This window comes from Tropicibacter alexandrii (assembly GCF_003667315.2).
GTDB classification, from domain to species: domain Bacteria; phylum Pseudomonadota; class Alphaproteobacteria; order Rhodobacterales; family Rhodobacteraceae; genus Tropicibacter; species Tropicibacter alexandrii.
Genome location: NZ_RCTZ02000003.1, coordinates 173,249 through 197,490, shown reverse-complemented (window position 1 = coordinate 197,490; position 24,242 = coordinate 173,249). Strand labels below are relative to the sequence as shown.

Annotated in this window: 24 protein-coding genes and 1 tRNA gene; 9 read left to right on the top strand and 16 right to left on the bottom strand. The window is 64.2% G+C overall.

Annotated features, from left to right (window positions below):
• Positions 1-23 precede the first annotated feature (23 nt).
• On the bottom strand, positions 24-398 hold the full coding sequence (locus tag D8Z78_RS05370; protein ID WP_121633455.1) for a helix-turn-helix domain-containing protein: 375 nt from the start codon (positions 396-398) through the stop codon (positions 24-26).
• A 285-nt stretch (positions 399-683) separates the two neighbouring features.
• Here D8Z78_RS05370 and D8Z78_RS05365 point away from each other — a divergent pair, with 285 nt between their 5' ends.
• Positions 684-1,652: an NADPH:quinone oxidoreductase family protein gene (locus D8Z78_RS05365; protein ID WP_121633457.1), complete on the top strand. Its 969-nt coding sequence runs from the start codon at positions 684-686 to the stop codon at positions 1,650-1,652.
• 42 nt (positions 1,653-1,694) lie between these two features.
• Here the strand turns inward: D8Z78_RS05365 and D8Z78_RS05360 are convergent, their stop codons facing one another.
• Both D8Z78_RS05360 and rpoH read right to left on the bottom strand, forming a co-directional pair.
• Positions 1,695-2,678, bottom strand: coding sequence for a Gfo/Idh/MocA family protein (locus D8Z78_RS05360; protein ID WP_121633459.1), 984 nt, complete (start codon positions 2,676-2,678; stop codon positions 1,695-1,697).
• A gap of 158 nt (positions 2,679-2,836) precedes the next feature.
• Positions 2,837-3,742, bottom strand: a complete 906-nt coding sequence (gene rpoH / locus D8Z78_RS05355) for an RNA polymerase sigma factor RpoH (RefSeq protein WP_121633460.1) — start codon at positions 3,740-3,742, stop codon at positions 2,837-2,839.
• A 303-nt stretch (positions 3,743-4,045) separates the two neighbouring features.
• Between rpoH and D8Z78_RS05350 the strand changes: the two genes are divergently transcribed.
• Together D8Z78_RS05350 and D8Z78_RS05345 are read left to right on the top strand one after the other, a co-directional pair.
• Positions 4,046-5,668, top strand: a complete 1,623-nt coding sequence (locus D8Z78_RS05350) for a calcium-binding protein (protein ID WP_121633462.1) — start codon at positions 4,046-4,048, stop codon at positions 5,666-5,668.
• Between the two features lie 163 nt (positions 5,669-5,831).
• Positions 5,832-7,475, top strand: coding sequence for a calcium-binding protein (locus D8Z78_RS05345; RefSeq protein WP_121633464.1), 1,644 nt, complete (start codon positions 5,832-5,834; stop codon positions 7,473-7,475).
• Positions 7,476-7,481: 6 nt separating this feature from the next.
• Here the strand turns inward: D8Z78_RS05345 and D8Z78_RS05340 are convergent, their stop codons facing one another.
• Positions 7,482-8,504 (bottom strand): RluA family pseudouridine synthase, encoded by a 1,023-nt coding sequence (locus D8Z78_RS05340; RefSeq protein WP_121633466.1) that lies wholly within the window; start codon positions 8,502-8,504, stop codon positions 7,482-7,484.
• On the opposite strand from D8Z78_RS05340, the gene D8Z78_RS05335 reads away from it, so the two are divergent.
• On the top strand, positions 8,503-8,808 hold the full coding sequence (locus D8Z78_RS05335; RefSeq protein ID WP_121633468.1) for a DUF6476 family protein: 306 nt from the start codon (positions 8,503-8,505) through the stop codon (positions 8,806-8,808). The two genes, D8Z78_RS05340 and D8Z78_RS05335, sit on opposite strands and share 2 nt — an antisense overlap.
• A gap of 148 nt (positions 8,809-8,956) precedes the next feature.
• Here the strand turns inward: D8Z78_RS05335 and hpaH are convergent, their stop codons facing one another.
• The 6 genes from hpaH to D8Z78_RS05305 form a co-directional block, all read right to left on the bottom strand.
• Entirely contained in the window at positions 8,957-9,754 is a 798-nt protein-coding gene (hpaH, locus tag D8Z78_RS05330) for a 2-oxo-hept-4-ene-1,7-dioate hydratase (RefSeq protein ID WP_121633470.1), read from the bottom strand.
• The gene (locus tag D8Z78_RS05325; RefSeq protein ID WP_121633472.1) at positions 9,751-11,148 is read right to left on the bottom strand and encodes a pyridoxal phosphate-dependent decarboxylase family protein; all 1,398 of its coding nucleotides are present in this window, start codon (positions 11,146-11,148) and stop codon (positions 9,751-9,753) included. Before D8Z78_RS05325 ends, hpaH begins: the two co-directional genes overlap by 4 nt.
• 90 nt (positions 11,149-11,238) lie before the next feature.
• Positions 11,239-12,879, bottom strand: coding sequence for a thiamine pyrophosphate-binding protein (locus D8Z78_RS05320; RefSeq protein WP_121633474.1), 1,641 nt, complete (start codon positions 12,877-12,879; stop codon positions 11,239-11,241).
• Between the two features lie 101 nt (positions 12,880-12,980).
• Positions 12,981-15,278: a hybrid sensor histidine kinase/response regulator gene (locus D8Z78_RS05315; protein WP_121633476.1), complete on the bottom strand. Its 2,298-nt coding sequence runs from the start codon at positions 15,276-15,278 to the stop codon at positions 12,981-12,983.
• Between the two features lie 196 nt (positions 15,279-15,474).
• Positions 15,475-15,551, bottom strand: a tRNA-His gene (locus D8Z78_RS05310).
• Positions 15,552-15,613: 62 nt separating this feature from the next.
• The gene (locus D8Z78_RS05305; RefSeq protein ID WP_121633478.1) at positions 15,614-16,093 is read right to left on the bottom strand and encodes a GNAT family N-acetyltransferase; all 480 of its coding nucleotides are present in this window, start codon (positions 16,091-16,093) and stop codon (positions 15,614-15,616) included.
• Between the two features lie 81 nt (positions 16,094-16,174).
• Between D8Z78_RS05305 and D8Z78_RS05300 the strand changes: the two genes are divergently transcribed.
• On the top strand, positions 16,175-16,381 hold the full coding sequence (locus tag D8Z78_RS05300; RefSeq protein ID WP_121633481.1) for a DUF6324 family protein: 207 nt from the start codon (positions 16,175-16,177) through the stop codon (positions 16,379-16,381).
• Positions 16,382-16,400: 19 nt separating this feature from the next.
• Here D8Z78_RS05300 and D8Z78_RS05295 read toward each other — a convergent pair whose 3' ends face one another.
• Positions 16,401-16,850, bottom strand: coding sequence for an MmcB family DNA repair protein (locus D8Z78_RS05295; protein WP_164932888.1), 450 nt, complete (start codon positions 16,848-16,850; stop codon positions 16,401-16,403).
• 87 nt (positions 16,851-16,937) lie between these two features.
• On the opposite strand from D8Z78_RS05295, the gene D8Z78_RS05290 reads away from it, so the two are divergent.
• Together D8Z78_RS05290 and D8Z78_RS05285 are read left to right on the top strand one after the other, a co-directional pair.
• On the top strand, positions 16,938-18,227 hold the full coding sequence (locus D8Z78_RS05290) for a hypothetical protein (protein ID WP_420824303.1): 1,290 nt from the start codon (positions 16,938-16,940) through the stop codon (positions 18,225-18,227).
• Positions 18,228-18,414: 187 nt separating this feature from the next.
• Positions 18,415-19,155 (top strand): COG3904 family protein, encoded by a 741-nt coding sequence (locus D8Z78_RS05285; protein WP_121633485.1) that lies wholly within the window; start codon positions 18,415-18,417, stop codon positions 19,153-19,155.
• A gap of 461 nt (positions 19,156-19,616) precedes the next feature.
• Here the strand turns inward: D8Z78_RS05285 and D8Z78_RS24515 are convergent, their stop codons facing one another.
• Both D8Z78_RS24515 and D8Z78_RS05280 read right to left on the bottom strand, forming a co-directional pair.
• Positions 19,617-19,790, bottom strand: coding sequence for a hypothetical protein (locus D8Z78_RS24515; RefSeq protein WP_164932887.1), 174 nt, complete (start codon positions 19,788-19,790; stop codon positions 19,617-19,619).
• A gap of 170 nt (positions 19,791-19,960) precedes the next feature.
• The gene (locus D8Z78_RS05280; RefSeq protein ID WP_121633487.1) at positions 19,961-20,281 is read right to left on the bottom strand and encodes a hypothetical protein; all 321 of its coding nucleotides are present in this window, start codon (positions 20,279-20,281) and stop codon (positions 19,961-19,963) included.
• Positions 20,282-20,400: 119 nt separating this feature from the next.
• Between D8Z78_RS05280 and D8Z78_RS05275 the strand changes: the two genes are divergently transcribed.
• Both D8Z78_RS05275 and D8Z78_RS05270 read left to right on the top strand, forming a co-directional pair.
• Positions 20,401-20,607 carry a hypothetical protein gene (locus D8Z78_RS05275; RefSeq protein ID WP_121633490.1) on the top strand — a complete coding sequence of 69 codons (207 nt, stop codon included), beginning with the start codon at positions 20,401-20,403 and terminating at the stop codon, positions 20,605-20,607.
• Positions 20,607-21,947: a tetratricopeptide repeat protein gene (locus tag D8Z78_RS05270; RefSeq protein ID WP_121633491.1), complete on the top strand. Its 1,341-nt coding sequence runs from the start codon at positions 20,607-20,609 to the stop codon at positions 21,945-21,947. Before D8Z78_RS05275 ends, D8Z78_RS05270 begins: the two co-directional genes overlap by 1 nt.
• 62 nt (positions 21,948-22,009) lie before the next feature.
• On the opposite strand, the gene nusB is transcribed toward D8Z78_RS05270, so the two are convergent.
• The 3 genes from nusB to ribB are packed head-to-tail and all read right to left on the bottom strand — an operon-like array spanning position 22,010 to position 24,203.
• A complete protein-coding gene (gene nusB / locus D8Z78_RS05265; RefSeq protein WP_121633493.1) occupies positions 22,010-22,483 on the bottom strand; it encodes a transcription antitermination factor NusB in 474 nt (157 codons plus the stop codon).
• On the bottom strand, positions 22,480-23,022 hold the full coding sequence (locus tag D8Z78_RS05260; RefSeq protein ID WP_121633495.1) for a 6,7-dimethyl-8-ribityllumazine synthase: 543 nt from the start codon (positions 23,020-23,022) through the stop codon (positions 22,480-22,482). The genes nusB and D8Z78_RS05260 overlap by 4 nt, the downstream gene beginning before the upstream one ends.
• Positions 23,022-24,203, bottom strand: coding sequence for a 3,4-dihydroxy-2-butanone-4-phosphate synthase (ribB, locus tag D8Z78_RS05255; protein WP_121633497.1), 1,182 nt, complete (start codon positions 24,201-24,203; stop codon positions 23,022-23,024). Before ribB ends, D8Z78_RS05260 begins: the two co-directional genes overlap by 1 nt.
• Positions 24,204-24,242: the final 39 nt, after the last annotated feature.

Genomic DNA, 24,242 nt, shown 5'->3' with positions numbered 1-24,242 from the left:
GCTACAGCAGCATGCGCCGTGGCTCAAGCCACGTCGGACAGCACGCGCGCAAGTTCGAACAGGCGGCGGCGCTGGTTTTCGGGGATCGCATAGTAGGAGCGCACGAGGTCCAAGGCTTCCTTGTCGCCAAGGATGTCGGCCGGAATGCTCTCGGCAGTCTCGGTCGTCTCGCCATTCTCGGCCTCGATGCCTTCGAAGAAGAAGCTGACCGGCACGTCAAGCGCATCGGCAATATCCCAAAGGCGGGATGCACTCACACGGTTCGCACCGGTCTCGTATTTCTGGATCTGTTGGAACTTGATCCCAACCCGTTCTGCCAGCTGTTGCTGGGTCATACCCACCAGCCAGCGGCGGTGGCGAATACGTTTACCGACGTGAACATCAACGGGATGCGCCATCTGTGTCTTCCTGTTCTGTGGGTCGTGCTCTCAGTGTCCTGCCCGGGGCTTTGTTGCCTTTGGCCGTGTCTCATCTTGCACGTGTCATGGCCAAACGTGCTACATCAAAATATGCACAAAAATCAAGTCAATCGAGCGACCGAAGATGGTAAATCGTCAGAGAAAACACCACAAAGTTGAAATACCTGTGGAATTATGCATATGTTAACAACTGACGTTGCGTCACCCTAGCCTGTCAGTCCGCTGTTTGTTCGATTGGACAGGAAAAATCCTCCGGAGTTACCGATGCGCGCCTACCAGCTTACCACACACGATTCTCTCCCCGAATTCGCCGACCTTCCGGTGCCTGCACCCGCATCAGGCGAGTTGCGCCTGCGCATCGCGGCCTGCGGCCTGAACTTTGCCGACCTGCTGATGCTCAAGGGCACCTATCAGGACACGCCCGCCCTGCCCTTCGTCATGGGGATGGAGGTGTCCGGGATCGTCGATGCGGTGGGGGACGGTGTGACCGGCTTCCAGCCCGGCGACCGGGTCGCGGTCTATGGTGGCCGGGGCGGGCTTGCGGAATACGGCTGTTTCGACGCCTCCCGCGCGGTCAAGCTGCCCGACAGCATGGGCTGGGTCGATGCGGCGGCGTTCCAGATCACCTATGGCACCTCGCACCTTGCGCTGGATCACCGCGCGCGGCTGCAACCGGGCGAGACGCTGCTGGTGCTGGGGGCCGCCGGAGGGGTGGGCCTGACGGCTGTGGAAATCGGCGCGCTCATGGGCGCACGCGTGGTCGCCTGCGCCCGCGGGGCCGAAAAGCTGGAGGTCGCCAAGGCCGCAGGTGCGCATCATGTGATCGATGCCTCGACACAGGATATCAGGACCGAGATGAAGGCGCTTGGCGGGTGCGACGTGGTCTATGACGCCGTGGGCGGCGCGCAGTTCGACGCCGCCTTCCGCTCCTGCCGCCCCGAAGGGCGCATCCTGACCATCGGCTTTGCCTCGGGCGAGGTGCCGCAGATCAAGGCGAACCACCTGCTGGTCAAGAACCTGTCGGTTCTGGGGCTTTACTGGGGCGGCTACCTCGCGTTCCGCCCCGAGGTGCTGACCGGCTCGCTGGCGCAACTGATCGCGTGGCATGGCGAAGGCCGCCTCAAGCCGCATGTCAGCCACGTCCTGCCGCTGGACCGGGCCGCCGATGGGATGGACCTGATGCGCACCCGCAAGTCCACCGGCAAGGTCGTGATCACCATCGCCGACCTGTGAAACATCAAGTAGGATGGGTGATCACCCATCCTACCGCAGGTTTCACGCGGTCTCTGCCGCCCAGACCATGTCGATCATAGCCTGCGTCCCGCGCGAGAATTCCAGCGGGCACGGATAGGCCACACCATCCAGCACCGACGCGTTGAAGGCCTCGACCTGATGCACATAGTGGTTCGCCGCCGGGAACCGCCATTGCTGCACCGTCAGGTCCGCGCCCTGCACCTCGACCGTGGCCTGTCCGTAGACCTGCGCGTTGAACGGGGCCGACAGCCGCATGACCCCGGCTTCGCCGTGAAAGACCACCTCCTGCCACGGCGCCATGCGCATCGACACCACGCCCGTGTAATGGAACGAGGGGAAGCGCGCCGTCACATGGCTCCAGACATCGACGCCGTTCTCGCGCTTGATCTCGGTCGACAGGATCGCCTCGGGCTCCTCCCCGGTGACAAAGCGCGTGGCCCCATAGATATAGACGCCGATATCGGGGATCGCCCCACCGCCCGTGTCTGGCCGGTTGCGGATATTGTCGGTCTCTTCGCGGTTGTCATAGGAAAACGCCGCCGAGACCCGGACCAGCTTGCCGATCGCACCCGCCTCGTACAGCGCCTTGGCCTTCTGCCATTGCGGGTGATGCACGATCATATAGGCCTCCGCCGCCAGCTTGCCGCTGGCCTCGCGCGCGTCGATCACCGCGTCAAAGCCCTCGGCCTGCATCGCCAGCGGCTTTTCCACCAGCACATGCTTGCCGGCCGCCAGTGCCTTCAACGCGGCGTCCACATGCATGTGGTTCGGCAAGGGCACGTAGATCGCGTCGATCTCGGGATCGGTGACCAGCGCCTCGTACCCGTTGTCCGACGACAGGACCCGCAGCCCCGGAGCAAAGGCCTGAAACGGCGCGGCCTTGTCGGGCGACGAGGTCGCCACCGCGGCCAAGCTGCCCCGCCGGGCCATGTGGATGGCCGGTCCCATATGCTCTCGCGCGAACTTTGCCGCGCCCATGATGCCCCAACGTACGTGTTCAGTCATGTTCGATCTCCCTGTTGGCGCTACCCTACCCGGACCACGCCCTGCTGCAAGCACCCGAACAAAAAACCCCCACCGCGTGAGCGATGGGGGCAAACCCGTGCCTTTGAACGAATGAGGGAAGTCTTGGGCCGGGTTGTTCCGGACCAGCCCCCGCAGGGTCAGGCGCTGGTCAGCATACCTTGGTCGCGCGCCAGTTCGCGCATGCGCTTCTGCAGTTTCTCGAACGCGCGCACCTCGATCTGGCGGATGCGTTCGCGTGACACGTCGTAGACGCTGGACAGGTCTTCCAGAGTGACCGGCTGATCCGACAGACGGCGCTGCACCAGAATGTCGCGCTCGCGTTCGTTGAGCACATCCATCGCCTCGGTCAGCAGGGCGCGGCGCGCTTCCAGCTCGTCGCGCTCCGCATAATCCTCGGCTTGGTTGGCATCCTCGTCTTCGAGCCAGTCCTGCCACTGCATGGTCCCCTCGCCCTCGGAGCCGACGGTCGCGTTCAGCGACGCGTCACCACCCGACAGACGCCGGTTCATGCTGATGACCTCGTCCTCGGTCACGCCGAGATCGGTGGCGATCTTCTGCACGTGTTCGGGGCGCAGATCACCGTCCTCGAGCGCACCGATGCGCGACTTCGCTTTGCGCAGATTGAAGAACAGCTTCTTCTGCGCGCTGGTCGTACCCATCTTGACCAAGGACCACGAGCGCAGGATGTATTCCTGAATGCTCGCGCGGATCCACCACATGGCGTAGGTCGCAAGGCGAAAGCCCTTTTCCGGGTCAAACCGCTTGACCGCCTGCATCAGGCCCACATTCGCCTCGGAAATCACCTCGGCCTGCGGCAGACCGTAGCCGCGATAGCCCATGGCGATCTTCGCCGCGAGACGCAGGTGCGAGGTGACCATGCGGTGCGCCGCCTCGGTGTCCTCGTCCTCGACCCAGCGCTTGGCGAGCATGTATTCCTCTTCCGGCTCCAGAAGGGGGAACTTCCGGATTTCCTGCAAGTAGCGCGACAGGCCGGCCTCCGGCGACGGTGCCGGAAGGTTCGCGTATCTGCTGACGTTACTCATGTCCCTGTCCCTCCAATGTTACGGGGCTTAACATCCCATGTGGGAAGCCACTCGGGCGGTTTCAAGTCTTGATGTGCTCTCAACCGTTAAAACGCAGTTAAGGTTTCTCTCCGTCGCTGAACAGGTTGTGAAACGTGCGCTCACGCACAGATGAGGCGCTGTAATATGTGTCAGCCGAGGGGGATGTGACCTGCATCACTGGACAGAGTTAGCCCTTTGTTAACTACTGAAGACGGCGCCCTTGCAGGTTTCGGCCACCGCCGACGACCGCAGAAATGACATTTCAGAGCCGGGAGTTTTTCAATGCCGACCTATCTGACCAATTCGAACCAAACCACGACCCAGACCATGACCAACGGGGAGCAACTGACCCTGACCCCGCTCGGCAACATCTTTGCCCAAGGCACCGGCATCGCAGCCTCGAACGACGGACGGATCACGGTTTCGGGCGGTGTTTACTCTGGGTCGAATACGATCGATCAGTCCAGCACCGTCGCCGATGGCGTTCTGGAAATCCTCGTCACCCGCACGGGCAGTATTCTGGCCAACAATGTGGCGATCTATGCATTCGACAGCTCGAACGAGCGCATTTCGGTGACAAATGCGGGGCAGATCATAAGCGCCAGCACGCCTTTCTACCTGATGGCTGACACAATCGATATCGTGAACACGGGCGAAATCCACGGCGGTGGCTCGCCCTATTCCGGGGCCCTCTGGCTGACCGATACCCGCGTGTACGAAGCGGCGGCCCCGGCCGGTCGGATCACCGTGCAAAACACCGGGATCATCTCGGCGGTCAATACGGACGCCAACCCCTACGCGACAATATATGCGTGGTCGGCAGCGGAATTCGTGCTCAACAATTCCGGAGACATTCTGTCGGATCAACATGCCGTCGCCTTCACGGATATCGACACCGCACGGATCACCAATTCTGGTCTGATCGACGGGCGGATCCGCGCAGAGGTGGGCAGCGATACCGTGATCCTCACCAACACCGGGACCATCGGCGCCGACGACACCGGGCGTTCGCTGTGGATCGAAAGCGTTTCGGCCCTGATCAACAACGCGGGCACCCTGACGGGCTCTGCCGTTTTCAACGCCAACACCGCCGCCGGGTTCACCAATACCGGGCAAGTCCTTGGGGATGTGGAGTTCGGCAATCAGGATGACGTCTATCTGTCGAGCGGGGCCGGGATCGTCACCGGCACCGTCTATGGCGGCGGCGGCGCAGACCTGTTGCGCGGCGGAGAGCTGGACGACCGCTTTGACGGAGGTGACGGCAATGACACGCTGCGCGGCGCGGGCGGCGATGACGACCTTTATGGCAACAACAACGACGACCGCATGTTCGGCGGCGATGGCAACGACACGATGAACGGCGGCAACGGGGCCGATACGATCATCGGGGATGCGGGCGACGACCAGCTTCTTGGCCGTGCGGGCGATGACTTTGGTCGCGGCGGCGATGGCAACGACATCATCTATGCCGGGGCCAACAATGACTGGTTCTATGGCGGGTTCGGCAATGACACGCTCTATGGCGAGGGTGGCGACGACCGGCTCTATGGCGACGCGGGCGACGACGAGATCGACGGAGGCGCGGGCCGCGACGTGATCTATACCGGCGACGGGCTGGACGTGATCATCTTCAACTCTGCCGCCGACAGCGCCGTGGGCGCGCAACGTGACGTGATCTACGATTTCGAGCAAGGGTCCGACCTGATCGACGTCACCGGCGTCGTTGGTGGGCTGTTCAGCTTTGTCGGCACCGGGGCCTTCACCGGCACGGCAAACGAAATCCGCCTGATCGAAAGCGGCGGCTCGACCCGTGTGCAGATGGATACGGATGCCGATGGCACCGTGGACAGCGAGATCTTCCTCAAAGGCGCGGTCGGCCTGACCGCCGACGATTTCCTTTTGTAAGGGCCGGCGTGGCGTCGGCGCCGGGTCGCGCCCGGCTCCGCCCCGGTCGCGGCTCACGTGCCGCACCTTGCGAGAAAGTCATTAACCAGCTTTCCCGTCCAAGTTGCCACCACTCGCGTTCCCTGTTAGCTTAACAAAGTATTAAGAAAATGGTTGGCTTCTGATGGCTTATGTCTATTCCAGCGCAAATCTGACGGCGGGCCTCGCGCCGACCACGAACATCAGCTACATGCTGCGCGACGTGCATTCGATCGTGACAACCGGGTCCGCATTCGACCTGAGCATCCCTGATTATGCCAATATCAGGATCGATGGTGACATCACCGCCGGCACCCATGCCTTTACCGATGCGGGTTCGACCGACATCTTTCAGTCGTTCCGGATTCATGTGCTGCCGACCAGTCTGATCCAGACGCAAGGCTATGCGATTTCTTTGGGGGCCACCGATTCCCTGCCACTGTCCGGCGGGCGCTTCCGGCTGATCAACGAGGGCGAGATCATCTCGGCCGATGGCGGCGTGCGGGTCTTTGGCGGCACGATGACGCTTGCCAACAGCGGGCAGATCACCAGCGTCGACGACTCGGCCGTTGCGCTTTATGCCAGCAACCGCAATCCCGGCAATTTCTTCCTCAACAACTCTGGTACGCTTGCGACCACGTCGACCGGGCCGGGCAGGTCCGATCCGACGGTCCTGCTGAATGCCAGCGAATTCGGCCGGGTCTGGTTCGTCAACGATGGTTTGATCGAGGCCGATGAGGGGCGGGCCATCTCGGTCACGGCCTCCTATACGCGGATCACCAATAGCGGCACGATCGACGGTGGTATCGAGGTGCACAGCAGCGCCGACACCGTCCGGATCGTCAATTCCGGCGCAATCGGCGTCAATGACAACGGCGTTTCACTGTACCTGCCCGCAGACGATGTCTGGATCAACAATTCCGGCGTCGTCGAAGGCAATGTCATCGCCCAAGGTCTCAGCGTCGGCACCGGACAGGTCACCATCCTCAACAGCGGCATCTTCTTTCAGGACGTGACGCTTGGCACCGAGGACGACCTGTATCAGGCATATGGCACCGGGTCGGTGGTCGGCACCGTCTATGGTGGTGCGGGCTTCGACCGACTGTTTGGCGGCGACCTGAATGACCGGTTCGATGGCGGTGCGGGCTTCGACACGCTGCGCGGCGGCGCGGGCAACGATTCGCTGACTGGTGGGCATGATCCCGATATGATCTCGGGCGGGGCGGACCATGACACGCTGGATGGCGGCTTTGGCGAGGACACGCTTTTGGGCGATGCCGGGGACGACCTGCTGCTGGGCGGCACCGAGGACGATTTCGGACGCGGCGGCACCGGCAATGACGTCATCTTTGCCGGGGATGACAATGACTGGTTCTATGGCGGCTTCGGCAACGACACGATGTATGGCGAGGACGGCGATGACCGTCTTTACGGCGATCGCGATGACGACGTGATCGATGGCGGGCTGGGCCGCGACATCATCCATACCGGCCAGGGCGCCGATGTGATCGTCTTCAACACGGTCGCCGACAGCGCGGTGGGCGCGCAACGCGACGTGATCGAGGATTTCACGGTGGGCATCGATACGATCGATGTCTCGGCCATCATCGCGGGCACGTTCGACTTTGTCGGCACCGGTGCGCTGACCGGCACCGCGCCTGAGCTGCGTCTGGCCGAGATGGGGGGCTCCACCGTGGTTCAGATGGATGCCGATGGCGATGGCCTCGCGGACTCCGAGATTCTCCTCCGCGGCGCAACGGGCCTGACCGCCGACGACTTCGTGCTTTAGGGTGGCTCAGCCGCGCACCGCCGCCAGAAGTTCGGCCATGTCCTGCGGCAAGGGGGCCTGAAACAGCATGTCCTCGCCCGTGGCCGGATGCTCGAATCCCAGTTCGGCGGCGTGCAAGGCCTGCCGGTCGAAGGCCTGCACCGCGGCAACGGCGATTTCGGGCAAGGCCGATGCCGCGACCTTGCGCCGCCCACCATAGACCGGATCGCCGACCAGCGCATGGCCCGCATGGGCCATATGGACGCGAATCTGGTGGGTGCGCCCGGTTTCCAGACGACATTCCACAAGGCTCAGCGTCGGGGGCGTGCCAAATGTCTCGATGACCTTGGCATGGGTGATCGCATGCCGCCCCTGCCCGTCGAAGAACACCGCCTGCCGCTGCCGGTCGGTCTTGTGCCGGGCCAGACCCGAGGTGATGGTGATTTCCCCCTGCCCTCCGGCAGAAATCCCACGCGTCCCCATCAGGCGCGGATCGCCCTTGTCGGGCACCCCATGCGCCAGCGCCAGATAGGCGCGCCGCGCGGTGTGTTTCTCGAATTGCTTGGCCAGCCCGTGATGCGCCCGGTCGGATTTCGCCACGACCAGCAGGCCCGACGTGTCCTTGTCGATGCGATGCACGATGCCGGGGCGCTTTTCCCCGCCGATGCCGGACAGGTTGCCGCCGAAATGGTGCAAAAGCGCGTTGACCAGCGTGTCCTTGGGCGACCCCGGCGCGGGATGCACGACCATGCCCGCGGGCTTGTTGACGACGATCAGGTCGTCATCCTCATAGGCGATGTCCAAAGGGATGTCCTGCGGGAGAACATCGTAATCCTCGGCCTCCGGCACGGTGATGGCGATGGTATCGCCCTCGGCCACCTTGGCCTTGGCGTCGGTGACGACCGCGCCGTTGACCGTCACGGCCCCCTCGGCGATCAATTTCGACAGGCGGGTGCGCGACAGCGCGGCTTCCTCTGGCACATCGCGGGCCAGCGCCTTATCAAGGCGCGCAGGCGGGTCTTCCGCCAATGTCACGTGAAGGATCGTCATGTCGTCCGCCCCCGAGCCTGAAGACCAGCCCGAACCGCCCGGCTTGCGCTTTTTGCGGCTGCTGGTGACGGTCCTCACGGGCGTGATGATCGCCGGGATCGTGCTGATCCTCGGCCTGATCTGGGCCCGCTATAACAATACCCGCGCGCCGCTGCCAGAGGTGATCACCCTTCCCGACGGCGCACAGGCCACAGCCTATACGCAAGGGTCGGACTGGTACGCCGTGGTGACGGCAGACGACCGCATCCTGATCTTCGACCGGGCCACGGGCAGGCTGCGGCAGGAAATGCGGATCGACCGCTAGGGCAAGGGTGGGCAAAAATCTTCGAAGATTTTTGACATCGCCCCGTCCAGCCGGATCACGTCACGTGGCAAGAGCCACCGCCGGAACCGGGCGCCCAAGAATTTTCGAAAATTCTTGATCCAAATTTCTTCGAAGAAATTTGCCCGCGTCAGGCAAAGCTGATCTCCACATGGCCGAACGCCCCGAAATCCGCCTCGACATGGCTGCCCGCCGGGCATTCGACAGGCCGGATGAACGACCCCGACAGGATCACCTGCCCCGGTTCGATCCGCTGGCCGTACTGCCCCATCCGTTCGGCAAGCCAGACGATGCCCATCACCGGATCGTTCAGCACCCCCGCGCCCAACCCCGTTTCTTCGACCTCGCCATCGCGCGTCACGATCGCCCCGGCCCAGCGCAGATCGACCAGCCGCGGGTTGTGCCGCGCCTCGCCCAGCACGATCCCGGCATTCGCCGCGTTGTCCGAGATCGTGTCGGCGATCACCCGCGCCCGTCCCGTCGCCGGATCGGCGCGCAGGATGCGCGTATCGAGGATCTCCAGCGACGGCGCCACGTAATCCGTGGCGGCAATCACCTGCGCGCGCGTCACCCGTCCGTCCAGCGGCGCCTTCATCACAAAGGCGATCTCGGCCTCGACCCTCGGCTGGATGAAGCGCCCCTCGGGCACCACGCCCCCCGTCTCGAAGTTCATGTCGTCGAACAGCACCCCGCTATCGGGCGTGTCGATCTTCAACGCATCCTGCATGGCCTTCGACGTCAGCCCGATCTTCCAGCCGATCACCTTGCGCCCGGCGGCAAGCTTGGCCCGCATCAACGCCGCCTGCACCGCATAGGCGTCGTCCATCGTCATGCCCGGATGGGCCAGCGACAACAGGCCGATCTGCTCTCGCCTGTCCTCGGCACGCAGCAGGGCTGCCGCCGCCGCTGCGATCTCGTCCCCGGTCATGTCAGCCCCTTCGCGATCTCGTCGATGACGTCCACCGCCATCATCACATCCGCGCGGGTCGTGTCGAACTGGCCCACCTGAAAGCGCACCACCTTGCGGCCCGCGAACAGGCCTTGCGTCACGTAGATCCGCCCATCCGCGTTGATCGCATCGACCAGCCGCTGCTGCGCCGCGTCGTCGCCCGGACCACGGAAGGTGAACAGCGACAGGATCGGCTCTGTCACGATCTCGTAGCCCCGGTCCCGCAGCGCTTCGCAGACCTCCCCCGCCCATGTCACATGGTTGCGGATGCGGGTCCGCAACCCCTCCAGCCCGTAGGAGCGCAGCAGGAACCACAGTTTCAAAGCGCGGAACCGCCGCCCCAGAGGGATCGTCCATTCCGAGTAATTCACCACCTCCGCGCCGGAGGTCTTGAGGTATTCCGGTTCGATCTTCAGCGTGTTCAACTGCTGGATCGGGTCCTTGAGGAACTGCACAGAGCAATCGAACTGCGCGCCCAGCCACTTGTGCGGGTTGAAGACGACCGAGTCGCACAGCGCCACACCCGGCCAGAAGGCTGCGCGGAATTCGTCGCAGATCATCGCCGACCCCGCCCAAGCGGCATCCAGATGCAGGTACAGCCCGGTTTCCTGCGCCACGGCGCCCACCTGTTCCAGATCGTCGCAAGCGCCGATCCCGGTGCCACCGGTGATCGCGATGATGCCTGCGGGCACATGCCCGGCCGCGCGGTCCGCCGCGATTGCCGCGCGCAGGGCCGCGACATCGACGCCGTGATAGGGCGCGCCGGTGGTGGGCAGCTTGACGAGGTTCTCCTGCCCGATCCCCGCCACCCAAGCCGCGCGGTCGATCGAGGAATGCGCCTGCTCGGAACAATAGATCCGCAGCGCGCCCTTGCCCGACAGGCCCTCGCGGTTGCCGGTCCAGCCGGTCGCACGTTCGCGCATGGTCAGCACCGCCGACAAGGTCGCCGAGGACGCCGAATCCTGAATCACCCCCGACCAGCCTTCGGGCAGGCCCATGGCCTGCCGGAGCCAGTCGACCATCACCCCCTCCATCTCGGTCGCCGCCGGAGAGGTCTGCCACAACATGCACTGCACGGCCAACGTGCTGACCAGCATTTCCGCCAGCATCGAGGGCGGCGCGGCATTGGCAGGGAAATAGGCGAAGAAGCGCGGATGCTGCCAATGGGTCAGCCCCGGCAGCACGAAGCTGTCGAAATCGTCGAGGATGGCCTGCATGCCCTCGCCCGCCTCGGGCGGGGTGCGGGGCAACTGCGCCGCAATCTCGCCCGGCGTCACATCGGGACGCACGGGCCGGTCCCGCAATCCCTTGTGATAGGCCGCACCGCGTTCGGTGATGTCATGCCCCCAACGGGCGAATTCGTCCCAATCCATCGTGCCATTTCTCCCGCGCGGACCCCTGCCCCAGAGCGCAACAACACCCCGCCGACATTTCCGTTAACATGTTAATATAACGCGCCCGGGTCAAGACCCATCGCGAATCTGGCTCAGCGTGCGGTCCACGGTCAGGCTTTCGGGATCGATCAGCAGGTGCAGGATGGCCGGTTTGCCGCTGGCCATCGCGCGCTCCAACGCGGGGCCGAACTCTTCGGTCCGCTCGACGCGTTCGCCATGCCCACCGAAGGCGCGCGCATAGGCGGCGAAATCCGGGTTCTTGAGCTGCGTGCCGGATACACGCCCGGGATAGTCCCGCTCTTGGTGCATGCGGATCGTGCCATACATGCCGTTATCGACCACGATCACGAGGATCGGCAGATCGTATTGCACCGCCGTCGCGAATTCCTGCCCGTGCATCAGAAAGCACCCGTCCCCCGCAAAGGCGACGCCCAAACGTCCGGCGCGCGCCGCGGCCACTGCCGCTGGCACGCCATAGCCCATCGAGCCCGAGGTCGGTGCCAATTGCGTGCCCCAACGGGTGAACCGGTAGAACCGGTGCACCCATGTGGCGTAGTTGCCCGCGCCGTTGCAGATCACCGCATCGTCCGGCAACATCGCGTTGAGATGCTCCATCACCGCGCCCATCGCCAAGGGGCCAATGGGCTGCGCGGGGATCGCCCGTCGCCGCGCCAGCGCCTCGGCACGCTCGGCCAACAGGGCGCCGCGATCCGGCCCCGCCGGTGCCTCGGCCAAGGCCGCCGACAGGAATTCCGGCGCGGCGCAGCAGATGGCCTGCGCGGGTTGATAGACGCGGCCCAACTCCTCTGGCCCCGGATGCACATGGATCAGGCGTTGTTTCGGCACGGGAATGTCGAACACCGTGTACCCCTGCGACGGCATCTCGGAGAACCGCCCGCCAAGCAACAGCACCACATCCGCCGATTTCGCATAGGCCACGAGGTTCGGGTCACCGCCAACCCCAAGGTCGCCCGCGTAATTCGGGTGATCGCCGGGAAACAGCGTCTGGCGGCGGAACGAGACGGCGACCGGCAGGTTCATGCGCTCCGACAGGGTTACGAGGTCGGCCACCGCCGCCTCGGACCAGCGCGAGCCTCCGGCGATCACCAAGGGCCGCTCGGCCCCCTGAAGCGCGCTCAGCGCCGCTGTGACATCGGCCATCAGCGGCGCAGGGCGTGCCACCTCTACGCGGGCCGCATCGACCGCCTCGGCGGTCTCGGTCAGCATGTCCTCGGGCAGCGCCACCACCACCGGGCCGGGGCGGCCCGACATTGCAACGTGGAACGCGCGGCTGACCACCTCGGGCACGCGGGCCGGGTCGTCGATCTCGACGGCCCATTTCGCAAGACTGCCAAAGACCGCCCGGTAATCCACCTCCTGAAAGGCGTCGCGCCCGCGCATCCAGCGCGCGATCTGCCCGACGAACAGCACCATCGGCGTCGAATCCTGCTGGGCGATATGCACGCCCGCGCTGGCATTCGTCGCCCCCGGTCCGCGCGTGACGAAACACACGCCCGGTCGGCCCGTCAACTTGCCATCGGCCTCGGCCGTGATCGCCGCGCCGCCTTCCTGACGGCAGACGGTGATCCCGATCCCGCTGTCATGCAGCGCATCGAGCACCGCAAGGTAGCTTTCCCCCGGCACGCAGGACACCTGCCCGACGCCCTGAATCTTCAACTGGTCCACAAGGATTTGCGCGCCGGTTCTCATATCTGCCTCCACGGATGCCGCCCTGCCTGTATCGGCCGCCTCTCCCGCGACCTCCGGCCCAAGCTATAGCCGTCCGACAGGCCGGGAAACAACCGCCCGCGCTACGCCTGTCCGCCCACGCCCAGCAGCAGGCGGCCAAGGGTGCGCGACAGGACGGGCGCCGCGACCGGCTTTTGCAGGAAGGCGTCGAAGCGCTGCGCGGCACCGTCTTCTTCGTTGTCCGGGTAGCCGGACATCATCACCACCGGCAGGCCCGGATGCTGCCTGCGCGCCGTCTCGGCCAGTTCAAAGCCGCTTTCGCCGCCCCGCAGCACCACGTCGAGCAGGCACAGATCCGGCCGATCGTCCAGCAGGGCGCGCGCTTCGGACAGGTCAGAGGCGCAATCGACGCGGTAGCCCAGACTTTGCAGCATACGCCGCAACGTGCGCTGCACCGGCGGGTCGTCCTCCAGCAGGAGGATGCGCTCGCCCCGGCCCGAAACGCTCAGCGCCGGGGTCCCGAGGCCGCGTTCGGCGGCGACGCCCGCGCGCGGCAGGCACATCGCCACGGTGCATCCCGCGCCATAGCGGCTCTCCAGCCGCACATCGCCGCCCGACTGGCGCGAAAAGCCAAAGACCATGGACAGGCCCAGACCGCTGCCCTTGCCCACATCCTTGGTGGTAAAGAACGGCTCGAAGGCGTGCTGCAACGCCGCCTCGGTCATGCCAGACCCGGTATCGACGATCCGGAACTCGACATAGTCGCCCGGCTCGAGATCGTAGCCATCCGGCGCCTGCGCCCCGACGGTCAGGTTCGCGCAGCTCACCCGCAGCGTGCCGCCGCCGGGCATGGCGTCGCGCGCGTTGAGCGCGATGTTCAGAACCGCGCTGTCGATCTGCGACGGGTCGGCGTAGACAGTCCAGAGATCCGGCGCAAGGCTGACCTCGACCTCGATCGCATCGCCGAGCACCCGGAACAGGTTGTGGCGCAAGGTGGTCATCAGCTCGCCCACGTCGACGCTGCGCGGGTTCAGCGGCTGCTTGCGCGAATAGGCCAGAAGATGCCGCGTCAGCTGCGCCCCGCGCGCGACCGCCTGCAGGATCGAGCCGGTCAGGTCGTGATCCACCTCGCCGCCAAGGTCCAGCAGCTCGGCATTGCCGCCGATCACCGTCAGCAGGTTGTTGAAGTCATGCGCCACGCCCCCGGTCAGCCGCCCCACCGCCTCCATCCGCTGGGCCGCGAACAGCGTCGCCTCCAGTTCCTTGTGGCGGCTGATATCCGTCATCAACCCGACCGACCGCACCGTCCGACCATCGGCCCCCGCCACCGCGATGCCGCGCAGGTTGAACCAGCGCGGCGCGCCGCCCGCAGCGAGCAGGCGCACATCGTGTTCCCATGTCTCGCCCGGCGATTTCAGATGCGCAATCAGGGCCGCGCGATAAGCGGCGCAATCTTCCTTGGGCAAAAAGGCGCCTTCGTGCTGGCTGGCCACCATCGCCCGGAACGTCTCGGTATCGTAGCCTAGGGTCTCGGCCAAGCGGGGCGAGACGAACAGGGTGTTGTCATCGGCTTGCCAATCCCAGATCGCCGCCGCCCGCGTCGCCAGTTCATACCGCTCCTCGATGCGCCGCAGGCTTTCCGTGCGCTCGGCCACCTTGGCCTCGAGCGCGGCATTCATGTGTTCCAGTTCCCGGCGCAGTCGGTGCGCCTCGGTGACGTCCTCCTCGGTCAGGACGATGACGTCATCACCCGACACCGGATCGCGGCCGCGGCGCGCCACGATGCGGTGACGACGCGCCGCGTAAAGCCCGCGCACCTCGCACTCCTGATCGAAGGTCCGGTTTTCCATCACCGCAGCGATCAACGCAGGCACGAGATCCCGGTCGGCCAGCCGCGTGTCCAGATCGGTGCGCGGCCCGCCGGGTGGGCCGTAGACCGCCTGCGCTTCGGGGTTCTGCGCCAGAAGCTGCCCCTGCGCAGAGAAGGTGGACACCATCAACGCCGCCGTGCGGATCGCCTCGAGCATGCGCAGCGCCTCTTCCTCGCCGCTCATGTCGAGAATGCGGTTGATCTCGACCAGCAAGGCGTTGCCACCGTCCTCGATGACGACGGGCTGCAAAGTGACCACCGCGGTGCGCGGCTGCCCACACGGGTACAGCGTCCATGTGTCCGTCACGGTGCTGCCCGTCACATTGGTGTCTACGATCTGGCGCAACCGCGTCCGCACATTGGCGCTGTCGCCCGAGAAATCCCGCGCCCTGAGCGCGTCCAGCGTCTCGGCCCGCCAAAAGGCCAGCCCGGCCCGGTTGGCCCACCAGACACAGTGATTGTCCACGTCGAATACCCAGATCGGCGTGGCGAGGCGACCGAACTGCCAAAGGCTGTCCTGGTCGGGAAAATGAGGACGTTGCGTCAGCACGGGATGGGGTAACCTGTTACGCTTTGCCGGAGGTTACGCGCTTTACGTGGTTTGGAGCAAGCGTCACGCAGCATTCTTGGCGCAATGCAACTTGAAGCTGCGTCCGATAAAGTCCGACCCCTACGCCGCGCCTAAAAACCGCGCTCGATGGAACGATTAAGAGGCCAAACGTCAAGCTACAACGATGTCGGAAGGGTGGTACCACCTCCCCGGCTCGAACGGGGGACCTCCTGATCCACAATCAGGCGCTCTAACCAACTGAGCTAAGGCGGCACTGGGCGCGAATTACAAAAAGCGCCAATCGAATGCAAGACCCGATTATCGGTTTTTTCCGCTCACAGGTCAATCTCCCACGCCTGCTCGACAAGGTCGACGCCAAAACTGCGCACCGGTTCGGACCGCACCAGCCGCCATCCGGCGCTGGCATAGAGCGCACAGGCCGCGCGGTGGCTTTTATGCGTCCACAGCCCCATGCGGCGATACCCGGCCTGCCGCGCGAATGCCATGCAGTCGGACAGAAGCCGGCGGCCCAAGCCATGCCCGCGCGCCTCGGGCACCAGCAGGAACAGCCGCAGCTTGGCCACGTCGGCCCCGGCGGATACGCAGAAAATGCTGCCCAGCCGCTGCCCCTCCCGCCAAGCGATGAAGGCCCGCTCGCGCGCCGGGTCATGCCCGGCCTCGAACGCCTCGAGAATGCTGCGCACCAGCACCGGAAACGTCTCGTCGAATCCCTCGTCGCGCGCGTAAAGCGCGCCGTGCTGCGCCACCAGCCAGTCCACATCCCCGGGGCCAAGCCCCCTGATCTCGATCGTCATGGAACCATGAAACCGTGGCCGCGCTTGCAAATCAAGCGCACGGGCGCTATCGCACGACAGCTTTTCACGGGAGCCGGAACCATGGGCATCAACGACGAACGCGACATCGAGGCCAACCTGCAGATCGGCCCGACCGACCAAGGCATGGTGCGCCTGTTCATCACCGCGGGCGATCTGGAAATCCCGATGGATTTCACGCCCGACGAGGCCGAGGAAATCGCCGAGGAAATCCTGTCCTCCGCCCGCCTCGCCCAGAAAGCCGCCGCCAAGGGCAAGAACAAGCGCTGAGTCTGCCCCCGAGGGACGCCTAACCCAACCGCGCCTCCGGGTCCCTCAGGGCCATCAGCCGCCGCGCCGCATGCTGCGCAAAGCGCCGCGTCTGTTTCGCCCGCCGGGCACCCGCCAGCTTGTCCTCCGGTCCCATCCGCAGGATTTCCGCGTCGTAGCCGTCGGCGATGATCAACCCGGTCTCTTCCGGTAAAAGCTCCACCGGGAAATCCGTATCCACCGCCCAAAAGAACCGGTCGCAATAGGGCAGATACCCCTGCCACTTGCTGTCGCTCATGTAATCCGCGCGGCTCGACTTGCATTCGACGCACCACAACTCGCCCTTCGGTCCCAGCGCCAGCACATCCATGCGCAAGCCCCGGTCCGGCACGAATTCCTCGACCGTGACAAAGCCGTGCCCCGCAAGGTGGCGACACACCCCGCGCGCCAGCACCTGCCCCGGCATCCTCTGATCCAAGCTCAATTCCATACCGATATCTTGAACAATACGTGAACATTTGCAACCCCGCTTCACATCGCCGCGCCAGCACATAGGTTAATCCGAAATTCATGAGGAATGCCGATGTCCGACTCCCACCTGTCCCGCGCCGAGGCGCGCGGGGTGCGCCACGCCCGCGAACTCGAAGGTCACCTGACATGGCTGGAAACCTTCTCCGGCACGGCGCTTGGCGTTCTGGCCGTCGCGTCGGGCATCTACACCTATCTCGGCGTCTCCTCCCTGCTCGATGAGAACGGCGCGATGAGCGTCTTTGCCGCCATCGCCTATTCCACCGCCGTCTCCGTGGGCATCTTCGTCTTCTGGTCCTACCTGATGCGGCTCTTTCCCGCCGTACGCACCGCCCGCGCCCGCGCCGGTCTGCTGACCGCGATGGGCGCGGGCAGTCTGGCCATCGTCGCCATGTCGTCGTGGTTGAACGCAGCCGCGCTGGCCGGGTCGGCGGCGGTCGAACAGCACCTCGCCGAGACCGTGCAGGACTACCAGCAAAGCCTTGAACGCGCGCATGAAATCGCGCTTTCGGCGCAAGGTCTGGAACGCGACGTCGCCCGCACACGGCAGAGCTTCGAGGATCTGTCCGAACAAGAGGCCGCAGGCAGCCTCTCGGGCCTTGCCGGGCGCGGCGCGGTGTTCCGTGTGTTGCGCCAGAAGGCCGCCGAGTTGCAGGCGCTGGAGACCCAGATCGCAAGCCAGACGCCGCTGGTCGAAAGCGCCTTTGTCGAGGGCAACACCATCCTGTCGCGCATGCGCGCCCTGACGGTCGAGCCCGGCAATGTCGAGGCGCGCTCCGTCGAATTTTCTGAGGCCGCCGTGCGCCTGCAAGGGCTCATCACGCAGCTGCGCCAACTGTCGGTCGCCCCCTTGGTCGAACGCGCCGCGCAGGATCTGGCGGCTTCGGTCGTGCTGCCAGAGCTCGACAGCAGCACCGCGCAAGGCCGCTCCGATCAGGCCGCAACGATCACCTCGGTGCTCGAAGTCCTCGGCCAGCGCGCCACCACGCTCGAACGCGCCGCGCAGAACGTGCAATCCATGCAAAGCCCGATCGAGGTGACCTATACCCCGGTCTCCTCCGCCGACGCGGTGATCCTGTACGCCCGCAACTTCGTGCCCTCTTGGGCGGGCGCCATCGCCATCGATCTGCTGCCTGCCGTGCTTGTGTTCATCCTCGCCATCACCCATGGCGCGATCCGTCAGGGACGCGAGGGCGCAGGCATCGAGGACACCCTGACGCTGGCCGAACTGCGCGCCGCCGTCACCGCCCTGCGCGAGGTCGAAAGCGAGATGGCCATGGCCAAGCAGGACAAGCCAGACACGCCCGAGATCACCCCGCTCAAGGACAAAAGCGCATGACCCGCCAAACGCACGACCGCCGGGGATGGTGGGCGGGGCGCTGCTGGCGTCCCGGGCTCAGGCCCGATCAAGCATCGCCGGGCGCGTTCGACCGAAGGGAGAGGCAGCGTTCGGCGATCCCGCTTTGCCCAGGGCGCCTTTGGCCGAAGGCCGAACAGCGCCGTCCCACCCTCCCGGAGGGTCTAAAATGAACGCGAAAAACATCGCCCGCACCCTCTCGGCCGTGCTGATCTTTCAACTGGGTATCGGCGCGCTTCTTGTCTTTGGGGACATGAAGAACGGCAGCCTCGGCCTGCCCTCCTTCGCCCCCGACGCCCCCCGCCTGTCCGAACCGATCCGGCCCGGCGACCAGCGCCGCCAGTTCACCCCCAGCCGCGACCGGCCCACCACGCGCCCCGCGCGCGACGCAGGCCCCCTGCCCGACCGGCTGACCCTGACCCGCGAGGACGGCCAATGGCGTCTCGAAGGCCAGATCGAGGATGGCGACGCCGACCGACTTATCCCGCAACTCGACGCCGCCGATCCGGCGATCACCGAACTGATCCTGCAAAGCCCCGGCGGCGCCGTTCGCGACGCGCTCGCCCTTGGCCGCCACCTGCGCAGCGCCAATATCACCACCCGCGTCCTCGCCGGTGAAATCTGCTACTCCGCCTGCCCCTACCTGCTGGCGGGCGGCCCGACCCGTGACATCGCCGAGGACGCCTCCATCGGCGTGCATCAGCACAGCTTCGACGCCAACACCTTGCTGCCTGCCTTCATCGCCATCGACTCCATCCAGCGCGGCCAGTCCGAACTGATGGCCTACCTGATCGAGATGGGCATCGACACCCGCGTGATGATCCCCGCCATGGCCACGCCCGCCGAGGAAATCTACATCCTGCTGCCCGAGGAACTGCGCGACTACAAATTCGTGACCGAGGACAGCTGACCCCTTGTTTTCCCCCCGAACCAAGCCTACCTCGGGCGTGACGGGTTCTGCCCTTTCCGTGAACGGGTACATTCCGGTGGCCTTAAGCAAATCCGAGGGAGCTGGCTCTGCTCAGACCGTGGTCTGATTACCTGGCGCCCACCTGTATATACAGGTCCTCGGGAATGCGTCACCCACACGTTCGAGGTGGTTCCCGTCGCACACGCCTTGGCCTGTGCGCCTCGGTGCGCTGATCGTCAGTCCGGCGCGACTGCGCACTGAACAGCCCGACAGACCAGCAAAAAGGCCCCCGGCAATCGCCAGAGGCCCCAAAACGCGGTCACGCGCAGATTATTGCAGAGCCTTCAGGGCCTTCTTGGCCTTTTTCAGCTGCGTCTTGCGCTTCTTGACGTCCTGCTTTGCAGCTTTGATCTCTTTCTTCTTGGCCATGATGGCGCTCCTTTTCATATCCGTCCGAGCAATCAGCCCTTGTCGTCATGCTCCGCAAGAAACCCGCGGATGAACCGCCGGATTTCCCGCGCGGCAGATGTGTCGAGCTCATCGCAAAGCGCAACAAAGCGGTCCCGCTCGGACTTCTTGATACGCAAGACCAACTGGGCGTCGTTGGTCTTTTTCTTCTTGCCGTCTTCCGTCACTTTGCGCTCGACCTCATCGACGATATGGTTTTGATATCATATGCACAGCGGATGTATATACATTTATCCGCCGTCTTTGGATTTTTCTTGGGCCCCGCGTCCGTCCCACCAGCCCCAAACGAAAAACGGCGCCCAAGCCGGACGCCGCACAGGATCGCAGATCCGACAGCCTAGCGCCGGATGAAGCGCATCGCGCTCTTCTCGTCCCGCGCCTGAACACGCACCGGAACCGGCTGGAAGACCTGACGCTTGCCGCCCGCAGGTGGTTCATCCTCGCCCATGCGCATGATCGCGATACCGAACTGCACACCCGCAAAGACGATCCCGTTGAACACCCACAACATCGCCACGGCGACGAGGCCCACATCGGACCCGCTGACCAGATGCCACAGGTTGGCCACGTTGAACCACATCAACGCCCCCACGAACAGGGCCGACAGGCCAAAGCCCGCAATGACCTGCGTGATATACATCCGGATGAGTCGCGGCATGACAGCCCCCTTTTCACATTCCACTCAAAGAATAGGTCACCACCCCCCAAACGCAACCCCCGACTTGCACATCCACCAAAGCTGACGCTAACCTGACCACACGTCACGGGAGTATCAGTATGGAGAACCTCGCGCTTTGGGCCAGTATCATAGGTCTCCCCATCGGCGGGCTTGGCCTTTGGTTCGGCTGGAGATCGGTGCGCACCCGCAAGCCCCACACCACGAACCACGCCCACAACGTCAAACGCGTCAAGCAATCCGGGGCAAAGGACCGCACGACCGACAACCGCGCCGTCGACAGCGAAGATCTGGAACAAAAAGGCTGATGCCCTTCGAACGCACCGACAACTCCGTCGAAAACGCCGAAGGCGTTCAGCAGGCGGGCCGCGACATTCACGGCATCTCCCCCGCCGAGCACCGCCGCATCGTCGAGGGCCTGATTGCCGACAAACAACGCGAACTGACCGCGCAACAAGCCCTGCTCGAACGCGCCCACGCCGCCGAACTGGGGGCCGCGCAATCTCAGATCACCCTTCTGACCAACCAGATCACCGAACTGCGCCGCAAGCTGTCCAATCCCGACGCCGCCTATGCCGAGGACACCGCCCGCGCCGCCGACATCGCCGCCCGTCTCGACCGCGAAGCCAACCATCTGGGTCAGGAAAAGATCGCCGCCGCCAAAGAGGCGCTGCAACGGCTGGACTATTCCAAGGCCGACGCCCTGTTCGAAGAGGTCAAGGCGCAAAACCAACTCGCCCTCGAACAGATCGCCCGCGCCGAGTTTGGCCAAGGGGAAATCGCCGAAGCTAAGGTTGATTGGCACCGGGCAGCCCTACACTATGGTAGGTCCGTTGAACTGCAGCCGAGTTTGGAGACGTTGCCAAAAGCATACGAGTTTTTTTGGCGCTCAGGCAACTATTCACGCGCGCTGTCAATCTGCGAACAAAACCTAGAATTGGCAAGGCAGGAAGGAACAACAAGACAGCTCTCCAGCGCACTCAACGATCTCGGCCTGATAATGAAGTACATGGGGCGCTACGAAGAATCTGAGACACTGTACCGCCAAGCCAGCGCACTCGACAAGACAGAGCTCGGGGAGAGCCATCCGGAATACGCTATTGACGTCAATAATTTAGCTAGCCTTCTCGAAAGCATGGAGCGTCTAGATGAGGCAGAATGTTTATATAGGCAAGCAATTGCAATTGGAAAGGATACGATAGGAGAGACCAATGCTGTTTACGCAAATAGGCTCAACAATCTAGCAGGCCTGCTTAAGACCAAAGGAGACTACACCGAAGCTGAAGAGCTACTTCGTAAAGCCATCGCAATCGACAAAGAGGTTCTCGAAGAATTCCACCCGGACTACGCGATACATCTTAACAACTTAGCGAACTTGCTGGATCAAGTTGAGCGTCACGCGGAGGCAGAACCTCTTTACAAGCACGCTATAGGCATCATCAAAACAACTTTGGGAGAGTTGCACCCAGACTATGCCGTCCAACTCAATAACCTTGCTGTGCTCTACTACAGGTTGGGAAGATTCGTCGACGCTGCAAGGCACTCCGAAAAAGCTTTAGCAGTCCTTGAAACCGTGCTTCCAACTACACACCCGAATGTTATGATTGCGCGAAACGTATTCGAAACAATTCGAGAAAAACTCAACTGATAAGCCGTGGCCTATTCCGCTGCTCACCAAGGCTTTATCGCCCAGCAACAGCTGTCAAAGCCTCAGAACGCCTCGGGGCGGGCTTCGCGGGCCATGTGGTCGAGCACGGCATTGACGAATTTCGGCTCGCGCCCCTCGGGAAAGAACGCCTCGGCGACGCCCACATATTCCACGATCGCCACCTTCGGCGGGGTGTCCAGCGCCACCATTTCCGCCCCCGCCGCGCGGAACAGCGCGCGCAGAACCGGGTCGATGCGGTCGATCTTCCACTTCGCCACGATGGCGCGGTCGGTCATCTGGTCGATCTTGCCCTGATAGCTGACCGCAGTCTCAAGGATTTGGGAAAACAGGGAAATATCCCCGTCCAGCATCTCATCGCCCTCGGGCGTCACGGCACCAAAACGGTGTTCGAGGAACTCCTGCCGCACCCGGTCAAGGCCCGCATCGGACTGCTCCATCTGGAACAGCGCCTGCGTGGCATACAGCCGCGAGGCGCTTTTCATCTTGCGTTTCTGGTTGCCGGAGAGCTCGGTCATGCGGTGTCGGTGCCTTTTGCGATCTGGTATTCGTCGCGCGCCGGCTGGAACCCCACGCCGCGCCGCGAAGCGCCCCATTTACGGCTGAGCGCCAGAAGATGCAAGGCCGCAGCGGCCGCCCCGCCGCCCTTGTTTTGTCCCTCCGCCTCGGCCCGCACACGGGCCTGTTCGTAAGTCTCGACCGTGAGGATGCCGTTGCCGATGCACAGGCCCTGCAAGCCCAGCAAGGTCAGCGCCCGCGACGAGTCATTGCAGACCGTGTCGTAATGCGTCGTCTCGCCCCGGATCACGCAGCCCAAGGCCACGTAGGCGTCGAAATTCGACATGCGCTCGGCGATGCCGATGGCGGTCGGGACCTCCAAGGCGCCCGGTACCTGGATGCATTCGTGAAAGCCGCCACAAGCCTCGATCTCGGCCTCGGCGCCTTTGACCAGTTGGTCAGCGATGTCCTTGTAATAGGGGGCCACGACGATCAAGACCTTGACCGGCTTGTCGAATTCCGGGCGGTCCAGCGTGTGGTGAGTTTCCGTCGATGCCATCAGCCCAGCTCCGAGATCTTGCGCGTTCCGGTGATTTCCAGCCCGTAGCCATCCAGCCCCACCACCTTCGGCTGCGCCGAATTGGTCAGCAGGGTCAGTTTCGACAGGCCAAGAGAGGACAGGATCTGCGCGCCAAGCCCGTATTGCCGCAGCGTCTTGGGCGACACGTCCGAGGCATCCAGCTGCATCGCCGTATCACGCAGCAGCACGACCACGCCGCGCCCCTCTTCGGCGACCAGCTTCATCGCCGTATCACGCAGCAGCACGACCACGCCGCGCCCCTCTTCGGCGACCAGCTTCATCGCGTCGCCGAATTCCGCCGCGCGACCCTTCGGACCGGTGCCGACGATGTCCAGCATCGGGTCGAGCGCATGCATCCGCACCAGCACCGGATCATCGCCCGACACATCGCCCTTGACCAGCGCGATATGCTCGTCGCCATGGGCCGTGTCGGCATAGACCCGCATGGTCCACTCGCCGCCGAATTCGGACTGGATCACCTCTTCGGACTTCACCTGCACGAGGTTGTCGTGGCGGCGGCGATAGGCGATCAGATCAGAGATCGTGCCGATCTTGAGCCCGTGTTTCTTGGAAAATGCGACCAGTTCCGGCAGACGGGCCATCGACCCGTCATCATTCATGATCTCGCAGATCACCCCCGCCGGGTTCAGCCCCGCAAGGCGCGCGTAATCCACCGCCGCCTCGGTATGGCCCGCGCGGACCAGAACACCGCCGTCGCGCGCGCGCAGCGGAAAGATATGCCCCGGCGTCGCAATGTCCTGCGCCCCCTTGGAGGCGTCGATGGCCACCTGAATGGTCCGCGCCCGGTCGCCTGCGGAAATGCCTGTGCTGACGCCCTCGCGCGCCTCGATGGACACGGTAAAGGCCGTCTCGTGGCGCGAGGAATTGTTGGTGGACATCAGCTCCAACCCCAGCTCCTCGATCCGCGCGCGGGTCATGGACAGGCAGATCAGGCCGCGCCCGTACAGCGCCATGAAGTTCACCGCATCCGGGGTCGCCCATTGCGCCGGGATCACCAGATCGCCTTCGTTCTCGCGATCCTCGTGATCGACGAGGATGAACATGCGCCCGTTGCGCGCATCCTCGATGATGTCCTCGACCGGGGAAATCGCGCCCTTGAGGTTGGCTTCGACCGGACCGGGCGTTTCGTAATCAGACATGGCGGACCTCTCGTGACTTGCCCCCGCCCAATACGCCTT

Bases quoted from the DNA above. Each gene is read 5' to 3' on its own strand.
- D8Z78_RS05370 (WP_121633455.1), bottom strand. From the start codon at position 398: ATGGCGCATCCCGTTGATGTTCACGTCGGTAAACGTATTCGCCACCGC.
- D8Z78_RS05365 (WP_121633457.1), top strand. From the start codon at position 684: ATGCGCGCCTACCAGCTTACCACACACGATTCTCTCCCCGAATTCGCC.
- D8Z78_RS05360 (WP_121633459.1), bottom strand. From the start codon at position 2,678: ATGACTGAACACGTACGTTGGGGCATCATGGGCGCGGCAAAGTTCGCG.
- rpoH (WP_121633460.1), bottom strand. From the start codon at position 3,742: ATGAGTAACGTCAGCAGATACGCGAACCTTCCGGCACCGTCGCCGGAG.
- D8Z78_RS05350 (WP_121633462.1), top strand. From the start codon at position 4,046: ATGCCGACCTATCTGACCAATTCGAACCAAACCACGACCCAGACCATG.
- D8Z78_RS05345 (WP_121633464.1), top strand. From the start codon at position 5,832: ATGGCTTATGTCTATTCCAGCGCAAATCTGACGGCGGGCCTCGCGCCG.
- D8Z78_RS05335 (WP_121633468.1), top strand. From the start codon at position 8,503: ATGTCGTCCGCCCCCGAGCCTGAAGACCAGCCCGAACCGCCCGGCTTG.
- D8Z78_RS05340 (WP_121633466.1), bottom strand. From the start codon at position 8,504: ATGACGATCCTTCACGTGACATTGGCGGAAGACCCGCCTGCGCGCCTT.
- hpaH (WP_121633470.1), bottom strand. From the start codon at position 9,754: ATGACCGGGGACGAGATCGCAGCGGCGGCGGCAGCCCTGCTGCGTGCC.
- D8Z78_RS05325 (WP_121633472.1), bottom strand. From the start codon at position 11,148: ATGGATTGGGACGAATTCGCCCGTTGGGGGCATGACATCACCGAACGC.
- D8Z78_RS05320 (WP_121633474.1), bottom strand. From the start codon at position 12,879: ATGAGAACCGGCGCGCAAATCCTTGTGGACCAGTTGAAGATTCAGGGC.
- D8Z78_RS05305 (WP_121633478.1), bottom strand. From the start codon at position 16,093: ATGACGATCGAGATCAGGGGGCTTGGCCCCGGGGATGTGGACTGGCTG.
- D8Z78_RS05300 (WP_121633481.1), top strand. From the start codon at position 16,175: ATGGGCATCAACGACGAACGCGACATCGAGGCCAACCTGCAGATCGGC.
- D8Z78_RS05295 (WP_164932888.1), bottom strand. From the start codon at position 16,850: ATGGAATTGAGCTTGGATCAGAGGATGCCGGGGCAGGTGCTGGCGCGC.
- D8Z78_RS05290 (WP_420824303.1), top strand. From the start codon at position 16,938: ATGCCGATGTCCGACTCCCACCTGTCCCGCGCCGAGGCGCGCGGGGTG.
- D8Z78_RS05285 (WP_121633485.1), top strand. From the start codon at position 18,415: ATGAACGCGAAAAACATCGCCCGCACCCTCTCGGCCGTGCTGATCTTT.
- D8Z78_RS05280 (WP_121633487.1), bottom strand. From the start codon at position 20,281: ATGCCGCGACTCATCCGGATGTATATCACGCAGGTCATTGCGGGCTTT.
- D8Z78_RS05275 (WP_121633490.1), top strand. From the start codon at position 20,401: ATGGAGAACCTCGCGCTTTGGGCCAGTATCATAGGTCTCCCCATCGGC.
- D8Z78_RS05270 (WP_121633491.1), top strand. From the start codon at position 20,607: ATGCCCTTCGAACGCACCGACAACTCCGTCGAAAACGCCGAAGGCGTT.
- nusB (WP_121633493.1), bottom strand. From the start codon at position 22,483: ATGACCGAGCTCTCCGGCAACCAGAAACGCAAGATGAAAAGCGCCTCG.
- D8Z78_RS05260 (WP_121633495.1), bottom strand. From the start codon at position 23,022: ATGGCATCGACGGAAACTCACCACACGCTGGACCGCCCGGAATTCGAC.
- ribB (WP_121633497.1), bottom strand. From the start codon at position 24,203: ATGTCTGATTACGAAACGCCCGGTCCGGTCGAAGCCAACCTCAAGGGC.